This window comes from Pantoea sp. GW821-FHT03E06, assembly GCF_059420725.1.
In genome coordinates this window covers 142,345-158,599 of the sequence record NZ_JBWKUG010000002.1, presented here as the reverse complement: position 1 = coordinate 158,599, position 16,255 = coordinate 142,345, and the positions used below count along the sequence as shown (strand labels likewise).

Genomic DNA, 16,255 nt, shown 5'->3' with positions numbered 1-16,255 from the left:
GAGCCTGGAAAAGATGTCTGAGAATCCCAGCATTGCCCTCATTGGACCGGGTGCAATTGGCACCACCATCGCCGCCGCTCTGCATGAAGTTGGCCGCACGCCGACCCTCTGTGGCCGCACCGCGCATCCGCAGCTCGAACTGCGTCACGACAGTGGCAAAATTATTGTCCCTGGCCCGGTGCTCACCCATCCGGCTGACATTGCGCAGCCGGTTGATCTGGTGTTTGTGGCCGTAAAAACCACGCAGGTGGCAGACATCGTCGCATGGCTGGCGGCGCTGTGTGATGAAAATACCGTGGTGTGCGCCCTGCAGAACGGCGTAGAGCAGAAAACGCAACTTGCACCCTATGTCAACGGCGCAGCGGTACTGCCTTCGGTGGTGTGGTTCCCTGCCCAGCGAGAACCGGATGCTTCGGTGTGGCTACGAGAAAAACCGCGCCTGACACTGCCTGAAACGCCACAGGCTGAACGGGTCGTTGCGGCGCTGCGTGACACGCGCTGTAGCGTCGATCTCTCGGCCGATTTTCTCACCATCGCCTGGCGCAAACTGCTGCAAAACGCCGTTGCTGGCCTGATGGTGCTTTCGAATCGTCGCGCCGGGATGTTCCAGCGTGAGGATGTTACCGCGCTGGCATTGGCCTATTTACAGGAGTGTTTAACGGTGGCGCGCGCTGCCGGGGCAGCGCTGAGCGACAGTGTGCCGCAGGAAATTGTTGACCGTTTCCACCAGGCACCTGCTGACCTGGGCACGTCCATTCTCGCCGACCGCCAGGCCAATCGCCCGCTGGAGTGGGATATCCGCAACGGCGTGGTGCAGCGCTATGGCCGAACCTATGGCATCGCCACCCCGATAAGCGATGTGATCGTGCCCCTGCTGGCGGCAGGAAGCGAAGGCCCAGGCTGAAGATCTGGGGTTACCTGGTCGCCATGAATGGCGTAATGCCGCTCACTTAAGCAAAAAAATGCCTGTTTATGCAGGTGCGCATGAATGCGCACCCTACGAAAACCCGGCGATATCCGCGTAGGGTCGCCATTCATGGTGACCGATTCACGCTTAACTGACGAGCATTACGCCATGAATGGCGGCCTTACGGTATTGGCGATTAAAATCGCCACGCCGCAAATAGTGCACCGCTGACCTGGCCTGATTTCTCGACGATCGGGCTGTCGGCTGCCTGGTTTTCCAGATGCTGCGCCGTAACGCGGGCACCGATCAGCCAGGCAGGCGTTAACGCATACTCCATGCCCATTTCCCAGCCCACCTTCTCCAGACCTGAACCGGCATGGTAACGATTCAGTCCGCTGCGTGCCGCTTGCACTGCCGTCACGCCATATTGGGTCTGCATGTAATCGCTATCCGCCCAGCTCAGGCTCGGGCCGGTGTAAAAACGCAGGCTCGCCGTTGGTCGCCACTGCAGATGCGCATAGGACGCGAGTTTGAATCCCTGCTGATTGCCGCCTACATCCTGGGTTAAGATCACGCCGCCTTTAAAATATTCATTCTCATACACCGCCGAGGTGAAAGCGCGTGGCGTAATATCAATATCCCCCAGCCCTTTAAGATGCGCATCATCAGACTCCTGACGCGGTGAAATATTCGTGCCTACCCCCAGCGAGAACGTCCATCGATCGGTGTTGGCAACGTTCCATCCGAGAGCAATTAGATCGTCCACGCCACCAACAAAGAAGGGGCCATATTTCAACTTCAGCGCCGGCACGAAGTCGGTTTTATGCTCTTTGGCGCCAGAATAGTTCGGTTTCACACCGACGCCGCCGCCGATAAAGCCCGAAAATTCATTTTGGCTGGATTCAGCGCAGGCCGCAGAGGTGGCAACCGTTAGCAGGCAAAATAGCGTGAAAGGTTGAGCCAGGGTGAAACGCATCAACATTATCCTTACCGTTACAGAAGTTAATCAGGAGGAAACCTATTGCAGCAGCCTCTTGTAACGCCCGTTTTTACCTTCGGTAAAGTTATGTAACAGCTAGCGGCAGACACACGCAAAAACGGGCTCCGCCCCCTGCGCGATTGTGTACGCTAATGCTGCCAGCGTGATATTCGGTGATCGAACGCACTAACGCTAAGCCAAGGCCATAACCGCTGCTGCTGTGGGCAAGGCGATAAAACGGCTGAAAAATACTCTCGCGCTCAGCGCACGGAATGCCGGGCCCGCGGTCGAGCACCTCAAGTAAAAAACAGCGCTCTTCTGTATGTTTAAGCACCACGCAAATTCCGCTGCCGGCATAGCGCTGCGCATTTTCGATGAGGTTACGTAGAAGACGGCGAATTAAACGCGCATCGACTTCGGCCACCACATGCTCCGCCTGAAGTTCAACTTGCGCGGCGGCACACTCTTCCGCAGCAATCGCCGTGATATCGGCGGGATGAAAGTCCGCGTTAATCGCGCGGGTTGCCATCTCTAAACGACTGAGGGTCAAGATCTCCTCCACCAGCGCGTCCAGTTCGCCCACGCTGCGTTGCAGTTCGCGGCGCGTGGGTGAATCCTCTGGCGCCAGCAGCGCGGCCGCCATCTGAATACGCATCAATGGCGATCGCAGTTCGTGTGAGGCGTTCGCCAATATCGATTTTTGCGCCTGGATCAATTGCTCTATTTGCATGGCCGAGCGGTTAAAACTGGCCGCCAGCCGTCCCACCTCGTCGCGACCCGAAACCGCTACTCGCGCCGTCAGATTTCCCTGACCGAGTGATTCCACGCTCTGCTGCAGTGATTCCAGCCGCGCCGTTAAACGCCGTATCACCGGGAAGGAGATCAGCGCTACGCAGCTGGCTAATCCCAGCAGCAGCAAAATAAACAGCCACGGCCGTTTCTGGCGGTCGCTACTGAACTGCGTAACCAACACGCGCTTATCTTTTAGCGGCCAGACAAAACGCATGCCGTACCAATCATCATCTAATTGGCCGTAAACCGCGCGCGAAGGAAATGCAATGGGCGGATCGAGTGGACGACTGAGCCGTTCGCCATTGGCGGCAAACAGGGTAAAACGCGTGTGGGCGCGCGCCATCCAGCGATCGATGGCTGCCGCTTGCACCGACTGTGGCGCGTCCGCCGGCGGTAGATTCTGCTCCACCAGCTCGGAAAAGGTGGCGAAGGCGTTGAGATGGCGATTGTCATCATCGTTCCAAAGCCACAACACGATAGTACAGATCACCACTATCAACAGAGCACAGCTGAAGGCGAAAAAGATTTGCAGATGCAGCGGAAAATCCGTGAGGCGCTTCATGCGTGCGGCATTGCCGAGAAAACATAGCCGACACCGCGCACGGTGATGATACGTTTCGGCGTGCGCGGATCATCTTCAATCAGCTGGCGAATGCGGCCGATATGCACATCAATTGCGCGATCAAAGCTGTCGTAACTTTCACCGCGCACCGATTGCCAGATTTGTTCCCGATTAAGCACCCGCCCAGCATGACGCGCCAGCGCCACCAGCAGATCGAACTGCAACGAGGTGAGCGCACAAGGTTGTTGATGCAGCAGCACGCTGCGCGCGGCGGTATCGATCTCTAGCGCTCCGGAGCGAATAACATGCTCTGCGTTAAGCAAGCGCCCAGGCTTGATTCGTCGTAGCACCGCCCGCATCCGAGCCAGAAGTTCGCGCGGTTCATAAGGCTTTGGCAGATAATCATCCGCCCCCACTTCCAAGCCGATAATGCGATCCGCCGGATCGCCGCGTCCTGTCACCATAATAATGGCGGGTTCATTATGACACTGGCTGCGAATCTGCCGGCAGAGCGCCAAACCGTCGGCATCACCGAGCATCAGATCCAGTAGCACAACGTCGAATTCACACTGCCGCAGGCGCAGCTGTGCGTCTGGTGCGCTGGCGCTGTGCATCACATTAAATTCGTGCTGCGCAAGGTAAGGCACAATCATCCCTGCCAGCCGATGATCGTCCTCAATTAACAAAACGGAGGTCATGTCTTATTTTCCCGGCGGAATCGCTTTATCGATGTGTTACAGACAGCGGTGCAGGTAAATAAGTTTCTCCGGGATAGCGTGGAGAAGGTAATCGGGCGCGGACATGCAAAATTTCAGCACAACGAATATGTTGCACTTTATAATTTATTCAGCGAATTACAGAATTAAATACATTTTCCGCAAAGCAAAATGCCACTAACTTGCGCTTCGTTAAAATCTTTACTAGGGTTTGCACTTCTTTAGCCTCTTATAGCTTTCTTTTCCTTCAATGAAATAACGGCTGCGAAAGCTATAAGATCGCGCCACTTTTTCTCAGGGGATATTATGAGCACAGGATCGATTTCAGATAAGCCGGCGACCTCCAGCGGGTTAACGGTTGATGATATCACCGTCATCGACAACAAATTGCTGAAGCGCGCCGTGGGTGCCGCTGCACTCGGTAACGCCATGGAGTGGTTTGATTTCGGCGTTTACAGCTATCTCGCCGTCATTATCGGCCAGGTCTTCTTCGCCGATGCCAGCGCAACCGCTCAGCTCATTGCCTCATTCGGTACTTTCGCTGCGGCATTTTTAGTGCGTCCCATTGGCGGCATGGTCTTTGGCCCGCTCGGCGATCGCATTGGACGCCAGAAAGTATTGGCGTTAACCATGATCATGATGTCGATTGGCACCTTCTGCATCGGCTTAATTCCCAACTACGCCAGCATTGGTATTACCGCGCCAATTCTGCTGTTTGCCGCGCGCCTGCTGCAGGGCTTCTCAACCGGTGGCGAATATGGCGGTGCCGCGACCTTTATTGCGGAATATTCCACCGATAAGCGTCGCGGCTTTATGGGCAGCTTCCTCGAGTTTGGTACGCTAGCTGGCTACCTATTAGGCGCGAGCTTAGTGACGGCGATGATCGCCTTCTTGCCTCATCAAACGATGATGGATTGGGGCTGGCGCGTGCCGTTCTTCCTCGCGGCGCCGTTAGGGCTGTTCGGCCTGTATATCCGTCTCAAACTGGAAGAAACCCCCGCGTTTAAAGATCACATGGATAAGCGCGAAGAGCTGGAGCACAACAAACCGCGTGTCAGCGTGTGGCAGATGCTGCGCGATCAGCATAAACCGCTGCTGAAATGTATTGGCCTGGTGCTGTTGTTTAACGTCTCAAATTATATGCTGACCGCCTACATGCCGAGCTATTTAACCGGCGTGTTAGGGATGAGCGAATTATCCGGCCTGATGCTGGTGATGGTAATTATGTTTATCATGATGCCCCTGACACTAATGTGGGGATATTTCACCGACCGCATTGGCCGTCGTCCGGTCATTGGTTTAGGAGCGCTAGGCTTAATTTTGCTGGCGATTCCCAGTTTTATGCTCATTGGTACCGGCAATATGCTGCTGGTCTTTGCTGGATTGGCGGTTTTGGGGCTATTGCATACCTGCTTCAGCGGCACCATGCCCGCCACGTTACCCGCGCTATTTGTCACCGATATTCGTTACAGTGCGTTAGCGATTGGCTTTAACTTGTCGGTATCACTGTTTGGCGGCACCACGCCATTAATTACCGCCTGGCTGGTAGATACCACGCACAACACGATGATGCCCGCTTATTACATGATGGGTGCCGGCGTGATTGGATTGATCACCGTGTTAACCCTGAGTGAAACCGCACGTAAGCCACTGAAAGGATCATCGCCTGCGGTCGCCACTGAGGCCGAAGCGCACCGATTGATTGATAAGCTGCGTAAACGCAAGGCTAAGCATAAACCGGCCTGACCCACAGCGAGCGAAATCAATGAGGTTGCCACGGCTGGCAGCCTCATCTCATTCTAAACGAAGCGTTAAAATCCCCCTCTGATTCGATAATTTCCCAAAGTGGCCTGAAATCCGTTGGTACGCGCCAGAAAAGGCCAAAATATCGACTATGATTTGTTGTCCGACCTAACTTTTATCTCGATTTTTATATCTTTATCAGCCAGTAGCGAATCGCTTGATGTCGTCCATTGCCCCTGCGTGGGCTAAACGAGGCAATTGAATGGAATTCAGATCATTTGAAAAATCCTGGGGCGCTGAAATTCTTGCGGATGGCAGCGTTCGTTTTCGTGTTTGGGCACCGGGCCAGCAGCAGATCACCTTAAGCGTTGCCGACAACAACCGCACCATGACGCAGGTGGGAGACGGTTGGTTTGAGTTGAACGTCAACAACGTGGCGCCGGGCGCAGAATACAACTTTGTGCTGGCCGATGGCACAGTGGTGCCGGATCCTGCCGCACGTGCGCAGAAGGCTGAGGTTAACGGCGCCTCTTTGGTGATCGATCCCAAACACTACCGCTGGCAACACACCCACTGGCAAGGGCGTCCATGGCATGAAACGGTGGTATACGAACTGCACATTGGCACTTTTACGCCTGAAGGAACGTTTCAGGCGGCGATCGCCAAATTACCGTGGCTGGCCGAACTAGGTATCACCCAGCTAGAAGTGCTGCCCGTTGCGCAGTTTGGCGGTAATCGCGGCTGGGGTTATGACGGCGTCCTGCTCTATGCGCCCCACGCGACTTACGGATCGCCTGATGATTTCAAAGCGTTTATCGATGCCGCGCACGCGCACGGTTTATCGGTGGTGCTGGATATCGTGCTCAACCATTTTGGCCCCGAAGGCAACTACCTGCCGCTGCTGGCGCCCGCGTTTTTCCATCAGGAACGCATGACGCCCTGGGGCGCAGGCATTGCTTATGATGTGGATGCGGCACGGCGTTATATCGTGGAAGCGCCGCTTTACTGGCTGCAGGAGTTCAATCTTGATGGTTTGCGTTTCGATGCCATCGATCAAATTGAAGACAGTTCCAGCAAACATGTGCTGATCGACATTGCCGAGCGCATTCGCCAGGCCATTCCCGAACGCCCTATCCACCTCACGACCGAAGATAGCCGCAATGTCATCTTCCTGCATCCGCGCGATCGGCAAGGTCAGGCGCCCTTGTTCAGCGGCGAGTGGAACGATGACTTCCACAATGCGGTACACGTGTTTGCAACCGGTGAAACGCACGCCTATTACCAGGATTTTGCCGACGTACCAGAAAAATTGGTGGCACGCGTGCTCACCGAAGGTTTTGCCTATCAGGGCGAGCTTTCGCCGCAGAGTGGTCAGCGGCGCGGTGTGCCCAGCGCCAGCCAGCCGCCGGTGGCGTTTGTGGATTTTATCCAGAATCACGACCAGGTGGGGAACCGCGCGCAGGGCGATCGCTTGATTAACCTTGCAGGCAGCGATCGCACCAAAGTGCTGCTCGCCACACTGCTGCTTTCACCACATATCCCTCTGATGTTTATGGGTGAAGAGTATGGCGAAACCAATCCGTTCCTGTTCTTCACCGATTTCCACGGCGATTTGGCCAAAGCAGTGCGTGAGGGTCGTGCGAAAGAGTTTACCGGCCACGCCGGACATGACGAAGAAGTACCCGACCCCAACGATGAGCAGACATTTACCCGTTCGAAGCTCGACTGGAACAAGCTGGAAACGCCAGAGGGCCAGGCGTGGCTGGCGTTTACCCGCGAGTTGTTGGCGCTACGTCAGCAGCATATTGTGCCGCTTCTGGCTGATGCCGGTGGTCATAGCGGCAAAGTGCTGGCTACCGCCGAGGGCTTTATTGCCGTCAGCTGGCATTTCCCACAGGGCGAGCTCTCGCTGGCGTTGAATATTGGAAAACATCACCAACCGTTGCCGGATATGCCGGGCAGGACGATTTTCGCCTGGCCGCAACAGGCTGAAGCATTGCCACAACACGCCATCGTGGTGCGTTTGGATCAGGGAGCAACAAAATGAGTATTCCAACTGCGACGTACCGCATTCAGTTCCGTAATGGCATGACCTTTGATCGCGCCGCTGCGCTGGTGCCCTATCTGCAACGTCTTGGCATCAGCCATCTTTACGCATCACCCATTTTCAGCGCCACTGCCGAATCAACTCACGGCTACGATGTCATCGATGCCAATGAAATCGAACCGGCGATTGGCGGGCGTGAAGGTTTTGATCGCCTGGTCCTGGCGCTTAAACAGGCGGGCATGGAGTTAATTCTCGATATTGTGCCCAATCATATGGCGGCCTCGCTGGAGAACAGCTGGTGGCGAGATGTGATTGAGCATGGCGAAGCCAGCCGTTACGCGCGCCATTTCGATATTGACTGGTCGCGCCGCCTGACGCTGCCGTTTCTCGGCGACAGCTTCGATAACGTGCTGGAAAACGGTGAGCTGAGCATTAAGCCGCACCCGCAAACCGGCAACCCCGCGCTAGCCTATTACGACAGTTATTATCCGCTCACGCCGGCCAGCTGGCAGGATCGCGCCGACGCGGTGCTGGCCATCACCGATGCAAAGGCCATTACCGAGCTGCATGATCAGCAGCCGTGGCGACTAATGAACTGGCGCGATGCGCGCAGCGAGCTCTCCTATCGCCGCTTCTTTGAGATCACCGGTCTGGTGGGCGTCCGCGTTGAGGATGATGCGGTGTTTGCCGATTCTCATCGGCTGATTCTCGAGCTGGTAAGCTCTGGCGCGGTCAGCGGCTTGCGCGTCGATCACGTCGATGGCTTGGCCGATCCGCAGGGCTATTTGCAGCAGCTGCGTCAGGCCACCGGCCCGGATTGCTACATTACGGTGGAAAAAATCCTTGCAGAAGGCGAGCACATTCCAGCCGACTGGCCGATTGCGGGGACCACGGGTTACGAATTTATTGCCGCACTCTCCCACGCGCTGATCGACGATACGCAGATTGATACGCTGCATTTGGCGTATGAGTCCACGACTGGCGAACGCAACGACGTTGCAGCCGGATTACGAGTAGCGCGTGAACTGATGGTGGATCGCAATTTCGCTGGGGAGTTTGCTCGGTTGCTTAAGTTGGCGACCGACATCGCAGGCTCAGAGCATCGCAACCTTGGCGAGGCGGAACTACACGTTGCGCTGCGCGAAATCCTCATCGCCTTCCCGGTGTATCGCACCTACGGTCAGCAGGACGGCATGCCGCTGGAGGGTGAGGAAATGCTGCAACAGGTGCTGGAGATCGTGAAAAATAGCGCCTCGCCAACCGTGCTGAGTTTGCTGCAGGCGATTCTGTTGGGCGCGGTGTCTGAAGAGAGTGAAAAGGAAGCACATGAGTTCCGGGTACGCTTCCAGCAGCTGACCGGCCCGCTGATGGCGAAATCGGTGGAGGATACGCTGTTCTTTCGTAATCACGTGGCGCTGGCGATCAATGAAGTGGGCGCAGAGCCGCTACCGCACACCTTCTCGCTGGCGCATTTTCACCGCGAGATGCAAAACCGCCAACGTCAGCAGCCTAACGGTATCTCCTCCACCTCAACGCACGATACGAAGCGCGGCGAAGATGCACGCGCGCGCCTTTATACGCTGAGCGAAGCGCCTTCGCCGTGGGCGGAAAATGTCACGCGCTGGCGCCAGATTAATCATGCGCAGGTGGTTGAGCTGGAGGATGGACCCGCGCCAGAGCCAGCGGTGGAATGGATGCTGTATCAAGCCCTGGCTGGCGTCTGGCCCACTACGCTGCAACCGCAAGATGCCAGCGAACTGGAAGCGCGCTTTTTACCGTTTGTCGAAAAAGCGCTGCGTGAAGCCAAGCTGCGTACCGATTGGGCCGAGAGTAACGCAGCGTATGAAAAAGCGGTGCTGGAGTATGCCCGACATCTACTCTCGCCCGCCAATCAGCTGTTCCTCAGCGATTTCAGCCACGCGCTTCAGCCGTTTATCCAGGCCGGGTTGATCAATAGTCTGACGCAAACGGTGATTAAACTCACCGCGCCGGGCGTACCGGATATCTATCAGGGCAGCGAAGCGCTGGACTTTAGCCTGGTCGATCCCGATAACCGCCGGACGCCAGATTTTGATCTGCTGCAACAGCAGTTTGATGAATTGGCCTCTCCCGACTTTAACGATGCACAACACTGGCTAAGCGGCAAACTTAAACAGCAGGTGATTGCACGGCTGTTGCATCTGCGGCGTGATGTGCCGCAGCTATTCCGCTATGGCGACTATCAGCCGCTGAACGCCAGCGGTGAACATCAAAACAAAGTCATCGCGTTTGCCCGCCAGGACAGCAATAACGCGCTGCTGGTGATCCTGCCGCGTTTGAGTCTCAACAACGCGCAGTGGGGGCAAACGGAAGTGGTCCTGACCGAATCGCTCGCACATCGTCACTACCGCAATCTGTGGACCGGCGAAACGGTGGCGATTGGCGATTACATTCCGCTGGATGAGGCGGCCTCTAGCGCGCCGTTAGTGCTGCTTAGCAGCTAATGCATTGCCTGTTAACGCTGTTTGAGGGAATAAAGATGGAAAATGGTAAGCCTACAGAAATTACAGCAGGTTCGGGACAAGTGCTTGGCGCTAACTTTGATGGCGAGGGGGTGAATTTTGCCCTCTTTTCGGCCTGCGCAGAGCGCGTGGAACTCTGCTTGTACGATGAAAGCGGCGAGAATGAAATTGCCCGCTTCGATCTCCCTGAATACACCCATGAAGTGTGGCATGGCTATATTCCCGGCTTGCAGCCGGGTGCGCTGTACGGTTATCGCGTGCATGGCCCGTACGAGCCGGAAAATGGCCATCGCTTTAATCCCAACAAACTGCTGCTCGATCCCTATGCGCGCGAACTGGCGGGAGAACTGCAGTGGGATGAATCACACTTCGCCTATGATTTGCTGCATGAAGACAAAGATTTAAGTTTTGATACGCGTGATAGCGCGCCGTTCACGCCGAAATGTCGCGTGATCGATCCCAACGAATTTGACTGGCAGGACGCCAACCGACCGAACATTCCGTGGTCGAAAACGGTCATCTACGAAGCGCACGTTAAAGGGTTTAGCCAGCTTAATCCTGCGGTTCCCGCCGAGATGCGCGGTACCTATGACGGCTTAAGCAATCAGGCATCGGTGGATTACATCAAAAGCCTGGGCGTGACCACGGTTGAACTGCTGCCGGTGCACGGTTTCCCGGACGATCAGCATTTGCTGGATCGCGGCCTGAAAAACTTCTGGGGCTATAACACGCTGGCCTTTTTTGCTCCCGCCACGCGTTACTTTGGTCCGCGCGGTATTCAGGGCTTCCGTGACATGGTACGCGCCTTCCACGATGCCGGTATCGAAGTGATTCTGGACGTGGTGTACAACCACACGGCTGAAGGGAATGAACTGGGGCCAACCCTGTCGTTTAAAGGCATCGATAACTACTCCTACTACCGCACGCTGCCGGACCAGCATCGCTACTACATCAATGACACCGGCACCGGCAATACCGTCAATACTTCGCATCCGCGCGTGCTGCAAATGATTCTGGATTCGCTGCGCTACTGGGCCGAATCCATGCACGTTGACGGTTTCCGCTTCGATCTTGGTACCGTGCTGGGACGTGAACCCGAAGGTTTTGATCAGCGCGGCGGCTTTTTCGACGCCATTATGCAAGACCCGGTGCTTTCCAAATTGAAACTGATTGGCGAGCCGTGGGATATCGGCCCGGGTGGTTATCAGGTTGGCGGCTTCCCGCCGGGTTGGGCTGAGTGGAACGATAAGTATCGCGATACGGTGCGTGAATACTGGAAAGGTGACATGGTCACCAATGATTTTGCTGCCCGCCTGCTGGGTTCCGGCGATCTCTACGATCAGCGCGGTCGCCGTCCGTGGGCCAGCATTAACTTCCTCACCGCTCACGATGGCTTCACGCTGAACGACCTGGTTTCATACAACGAGAAGCACAATGAAGCCAACGGCGAAGATAATAACGACGGTCACAACGAGAACCGTTCGTACAATTATGGCGCTGAAGGCCCAACCGATGATGAAGGTATCAACGCGGTGCGTGAGCGGCAGAAGCGCAACTTCCTGGCGACGCTGCTGTTTTCACACGGTACGCCCATGCTGCTGGCGGGCGATGAGTTTGGCCGCAGTCAGCTCGGCAACAACAATGGCTATTGTCAGGACAGCGAAATCTCCTGGCTTCATTGGGAGAATCTGCCGCCTTCCGCCGATGCGCTGCGCGATTTCACGCGTCAGGTGCTGGCGCTCCGCGCCAAACAGCCGCTGCTGCGTCGCGAAAGCTGGCGCGACGGGATGGATATCAAATGGTTTAACGCCGGCGGCGGGTTCCAGCAGGCCGACCAATGGGATGATGGCACCACGCTCGGGGTTTATCTTGGCCGACCGGATCTGCAACCAGAAGAAGGCATTTGGCACGACGTGCTGATGCTGTTTAACCCTTACGAAGGCAACGTGCCGTTCCGCATTCCCCAGTTCGGCGAAGGCGGCTGGGTGCTGGAACTCAGCACGTCCGACAACGTTGAAAAGGGCCTGGTGATTACCAAAGAGAAGGATTTCGAACTGGAAGGACGCAGTATGGCGCTATTCCGCAGACCATAATCGCGCAGGGTCGCCATTTATGGCGATCTCTTCCCTGGTGCGCATAAATGCGCACCCTACAACATCGCGTAAGGTCGCCATTTATGGTGACCTCTTTCCAGAAGCGCATAAATGCGCCCTCGACGAAAATTCACCCGCTGATAAAAATAAATTAACTAAATTCCTTAATCTGCCGATGGTTATTAATCTGCCCCCTCTTCCCTGCGCGGCATCCACAGGGATGCTTTTAGATTAAGGATAATAAGATGAACATCTCTCAACGCTTGTTTCTGACCTTTTCCATGCTATTTGGCGCCATTATCCTGCAGGCTGTGCTGGCCATCACCCTGCTTTCTGGCTTCCAGGACCGTTTCGAATATGTGCAAACCAACGCCATTCCCTCGATTAAAGATCTCGGCAAGCTGATTGACGGCAGTAATCAACTGGCGCTCACGCTTTACAAACACAAAAGCCAGACCGAGGACAACAAAATGCCTGCCGTTGAGGGTGATATCCAAAAACAGCTGGCAGAACTGAAATCACTCACTGATTACTATCTGGCAAATGATATTTCCAACGACGAAGATCGGCACTTAACCGAGCTGGCTTATAGCAATATCCAACAGGTTACCGCCACGTTGCCGGCATTTCTCGCCGCTTCGCGCGCTCACCAAAATGAAATAAGCCTCGATCTGATTGAGGGGCAAAACGGCATCGGTGCTGCGATCCATCAACTGATTGCGGATTACCAAAAGCAGCTGGCGTTGAATATCGCCATCGGCGATGAGCTGCGTGCTACCAACCGCAGCACCTTCCACTTCGTGCTGTGGACTACCATTGCGGGTGTCGCCGCTACCGTATTGATATTTGGTTTACTGTCCCTGTTTACCGTATTACGCATCCGTCGCAGCTTGTCTGCCGCGGGTAAGGTGATGATGACCGCCAGCGAGAACCTCGATCTCACCTTGAAAGCCGACGAAAGCCGCCGCGATGAAGTGGGCAACATGGCGCACTCCTTCAACATCCTGATGGATCGCGTTTCGAATGCGCTGTCATCGGTGCGTGAAGCGTCGCAGTCAGTCAGCAGTGCGTCGGTGCAGATATCTGCGGGCAATGAAGATCTCTCTTCACGTACCGAGCAGCAAGCCGCATCACTGGAGCAAACTGCCGCCAGCATGACCGAGCTGAGTGAAACCGTGCGTCAGACCGCCGATAACACGCATCAGGCCAGCCAGCTTGCCGCTAATGCCAGTGGTTTGTCTGAGAAAAGCAGCGAATCGCTCACCACCATGCTTTCAACCATGGACAATATTCGCGGCAGCTCACGTAAGGTGACGGAGATCGTTTCCATTATTGAAGGCATCGCTTTCCAGACCAACATTCTGGCGTTGAACGCGGCGGTAGAAGCCGCGCGTGCGGGTGAACATGGGAAAGGTTTTGCCGTTGTAGCCGGTGAAGTGCGTAATTTATCGCAGCGATCCACCACGGCTGCCCGCGAAATTAAAAGCTTGATTGAAGAGTCACATCGCCTGACCGAAGCGGGTGCCGCGCAGGCCAGCGACGTCGGCCGCAATATGAGCGTGATGAATGATGCCATTCATCAGGTAAGCCAGCTGGTGGGAGAGATTGCCGCAGCCGCCGTTGAGCAGAGCCAGGGCATTTTGCAGGTGCAGCAAGCGGTGAATCAGATGGATGATGTGACGCAGCAGAACGCCGCGCTGGTGGAAGAGGCATCTGCCGCTTCGCAATCACTGCAGGAACAAGCGGGCAATCTTAATCAGCTGGTGGGTAAATTCCACGTCGCGGAAGTGGCAGACGTCCGTCAACCGCCGGCGGCCTCGCGCGCGCCATCGCGGGTTAAACCCTCACGCGTGGCGCTAGTGAACGATGCTGACTGGCAGAGTTTTTAAGCAAACGCGCGAATACATTGGATTTTGTAGGGTGCGCACTTGTGCGCACCTGGCATAAAAACCGGCTAAATCAGAACTTAAGCATTTTCACCGTGGCATCTACGTCAATCTCATCTTCTGAGAAAATTAACGTAGTTCCCTGGAAAGTGGTGATCGCCAGTTTTTTCAGCGAGCGCATTTCACCACTTTTATCCTCTGCTTTCGGCCTGATGCTATTCATCAGAATACCCACCGACAGCACGGGATTTTCTTTATCAATGCCGGTATCAGCGGGCACTTCTTCGCTATACACCAGGAAGGATTTTATCGACGTGAGTTTCAGGCGCTCGCCGGCAATAAAGATATATTTGCTATCCGGTACGACTTTCACCGCATAAGCCGATAAGCCCTTGTTATTGGTTGTGGGTTCGAAGGTTACCGACGCATCTTTTTTAATCAGATCAGGATTAGCGACCTTAATCACATGGAAATAGCGGTTATCACCATTTTCATCTTTGAGAAATCCAAAACCTTTATCCTGAAACCAAGTTGTGATCGTTCCTTTCATCGCCGTTACCGCCTACTTAATCGTTTATCTACGCAATTTTTTCAGCGCGCAGTGTAATGCACAACGCCTGCACAAACTATCTCTTCGCTTTAAGTGTGGACGATAAATTTCGCGTGTGCGAGGCGCGACCAGATTCGCGCGTCGGCTGAAAATTGGTTATCATCCGCTCCCACTTTCGCTCCGGGCAGCATGATGTCGACGATTTTTGATAGCTTTATTGCCCCGCCGTGCCATCAGCAAATTGAGATCCTTTATCAGGATGAGCATCTGGTCCTGATCGATAAACCCGCCGGTTTGCTTAGCCTCTCGGGAAAAAATCCGCAAAATCTCGATTCAGTGCATCATCGGCTGGTACAGCTTTTCCCTGGCTGCACCTTGGTTCACCGCCTGGATTTCGGTACTTCCGGCTTAATGGTGGTTGCCCGCAATAAAGCCATTAACGCGGCACTCTGCCAGCAGTTTAGCCAGCGCAACGTAACCAAGGTATACCGCGCGCTGCTGTGTGGGCATCTGCAACAAAATGACGGCGTGATAGACGCGGCGATTGCCAAAGATCCCGCGTTGTTTCCACTGATGTCGATTTGCCCCATCCACGGTAAGCCCGCTCGTTCGCGCTATCGCGTGATTGAGCGTTTTCAGCATGCGTTGGAAGATGGCGCGTTACTGCCGTTATCGCGCGTAGCGTTAACGCCCGAAACAGGTCGCACTCATCAGCTGCGCATTCACTGTCAGCAGTTGGGCCATCCTATTTTAGGCTGTGACCTGTATGGCGGTCTGCTGCTGCCTGGCAAAGAACGGACGCCGCGGCTGATGCTGCATGCTAGCGAGCTGCATTTTGTTCATCCCGTCAGTGAAGAGTGGATAAAAGCATGCAGCCCCTGCCCGTTCTGAACGGCCAAACGCTCAATAGCGTGGATTACCACATCAGATCATCAGGCACTTTAAAATCAGCGTAGGGATCGTCTTCATCCTGCTCTTCCTGACTCAGGGCGCTGTTTAAGACAATACTATTGGCATCGCGCTGGGCAATTTTATCGGCCACGCTCGCGGGAATAATCGCGTATTCACTCTCACCATTATTATCGGTGGCCAAACGCGCAATGGCGAGGCGACCGTTGATCAGCTGGGATTGTGTCAGCTTATCCACGTCTATTTTTTTAATTACATTATTATCAGTGAAGTTAAAGCCAATATTTCCTTTAGAAATATCGATTTTATTCATTTCAATCAGCTGCTTTACCTGAGCTTTGTACTCTTTCGATAACGTTGCCTGTTTCTGCTGCTCACTGAGCTGCTTGTCACGTTCAAGCTGGGCTTTTTTATTCTCTTCCACCGCGGCTCTTGCCTCACGCGCCTGAACGCGTGACTTTTTAGCCGTTCTTTGCACTTTATCCATCTTTTTGCTGGTTACTAATCCAGCTTTGAGCATCTGCTCTTGTAAGGTGAGTTTTGCCATTGTTATGTCTGAACCGGTTGAAG

Annotated in this window: 13 protein-coding genes; 8 read left to right on the top strand and 5 right to left on the bottom strand. The window is 54.8% G+C overall.

The features are described from left to right. The first annotated feature begins 13 nt into the window (after positions 1-13). Positions 14-904: an oxidoreductase gene (locus AC07WB_RS20285; RefSeq protein WP_494941161.1), complete on the top strand. Its 891-nt coding sequence runs from the start codon at positions 14-16 to the stop codon at positions 902-904. Between the two features lie 199 nt (positions 905-1,103). Here AC07WB_RS20285 and AC07WB_RS20280 read toward each other — a convergent pair whose 3' ends face one another. From AC07WB_RS20280 to AC07WB_RS20270, 3 genes are all read right to left on the bottom strand, one after another. Next, the gene (locus tag AC07WB_RS20280) at positions 1,104-1,883 is read right to left on the bottom strand and encodes a MipA/OmpV family protein (protein ID WP_494941160.1); all 780 of its coding nucleotides are present in this window, start codon (positions 1,881-1,883) and stop codon (positions 1,104-1,106) included. Between the two features lie 88 nt (positions 1,884-1,971). Beyond that, a complete protein-coding gene (locus tag AC07WB_RS20275) occupies positions 1,972-3,240 on the bottom strand; it encodes a HAMP domain-containing sensor histidine kinase (protein WP_494941159.1) in 1,269 nt (422 codons plus the stop codon). Further along, entirely contained in the window at positions 3,237-3,938 is a 702-nt protein-coding gene (locus tag AC07WB_RS20270; protein ID WP_345830162.1) for a winged helix-turn-helix domain-containing protein, read from the bottom strand. The genes AC07WB_RS20275 and AC07WB_RS20270 overlap by 4 nt, the downstream gene beginning before the upstream one ends. 324 nt (positions 3,939-4,262) lie before the next feature. Between AC07WB_RS20270 and proP the strand changes: the two genes are divergently transcribed. From proP to AC07WB_RS20240, 6 genes are all read left to right on the top strand, one after another. Then, positions 4,263-5,702: a glycine betaine/L-proline transporter ProP gene (gene proP / locus AC07WB_RS20265; protein ID WP_494941158.1), complete on the top strand. Its 1,440-nt coding sequence runs from the start codon at positions 4,263-4,265 to the stop codon at positions 5,700-5,702. Positions 5,703-5,961: 259 nt separating this feature from the next. Next, positions 5,962-7,746, top strand: coding sequence for a malto-oligosyltrehalose trehalohydrolase (gene treZ, locus AC07WB_RS20260; RefSeq protein ID WP_494941157.1), 1,785 nt, complete (start codon positions 5,962-5,964; stop codon positions 7,744-7,746). Further along, positions 7,743-10,229: a malto-oligosyltrehalose synthase gene (gene treY, locus AC07WB_RS20255; RefSeq protein WP_494941156.1), complete on the top strand. Its 2,487-nt coding sequence runs from the start codon at positions 7,743-7,745 to the stop codon at positions 10,227-10,229. The genes treZ and treY overlap by 4 nt, the downstream gene beginning before the upstream one ends. Before the next feature lie 35 nt (positions 10,230-10,264). Continuing rightward, positions 10,265-12,340, top strand: a complete 2,076-nt coding sequence (gene glgX / locus AC07WB_RS20250) for a glycogen debranching protein GlgX (protein WP_097098321.1) — start codon at positions 10,265-10,267, stop codon at positions 12,338-12,340. A 19-nt stretch (positions 12,341-12,359) separates the two neighbouring features. Then, on the top strand, positions 12,360-12,575 hold the full coding sequence (locus AC07WB_RS20245) for a hypothetical protein (RefSeq protein WP_494941155.1): 216 nt from the start codon (positions 12,360-12,362) through the stop codon (positions 12,573-12,575). 10 nt (positions 12,576-12,585) lie between these two features. Beyond that, the gene (locus AC07WB_RS20240; RefSeq protein ID WP_494941154.1) at positions 12,586-14,229 is read left to right on the top strand and encodes a methyl-accepting chemotaxis protein; all 1,644 of its coding nucleotides are present in this window, start codon (positions 12,586-12,588) and stop codon (positions 14,227-14,229) included. Positions 14,230-14,299: 70 nt separating this feature from the next. Here the strand turns inward: AC07WB_RS20240 and AC07WB_RS20235 are convergent, their stop codons facing one another. After that, complete coding sequence (locus AC07WB_RS20235) at positions 14,300-14,776, bottom strand: cold-shock protein (RefSeq protein WP_097098319.1); 477 nt, start codon at positions 14,774-14,776, stop codon at positions 14,300-14,302. 192 nt (positions 14,777-14,968) lie between these two features. On the opposite strand from AC07WB_RS20235, the gene AC07WB_RS20230 reads away from it, so the two are divergent. After that, a complete protein-coding gene (locus AC07WB_RS20230) occupies positions 14,969-15,667 on the top strand; it encodes an RluA family pseudouridine synthase (RefSeq protein ID WP_494941153.1) in 699 nt (232 codons plus the stop codon). Positions 15,668-15,692: 25 nt separating this feature from the next. On the opposite strand, the gene AC07WB_RS20225 is transcribed toward AC07WB_RS20230, so the two are convergent. Then, on the bottom strand, positions 15,693-16,232 hold the full coding sequence (locus tag AC07WB_RS20225; RefSeq protein WP_494941442.1) for a DUF2058 domain-containing protein: 540 nt from the start codon (positions 16,230-16,232) through the stop codon (positions 15,693-15,695). Between the last annotated feature and the right edge of the window lie 23 nt (positions 16,233-16,255).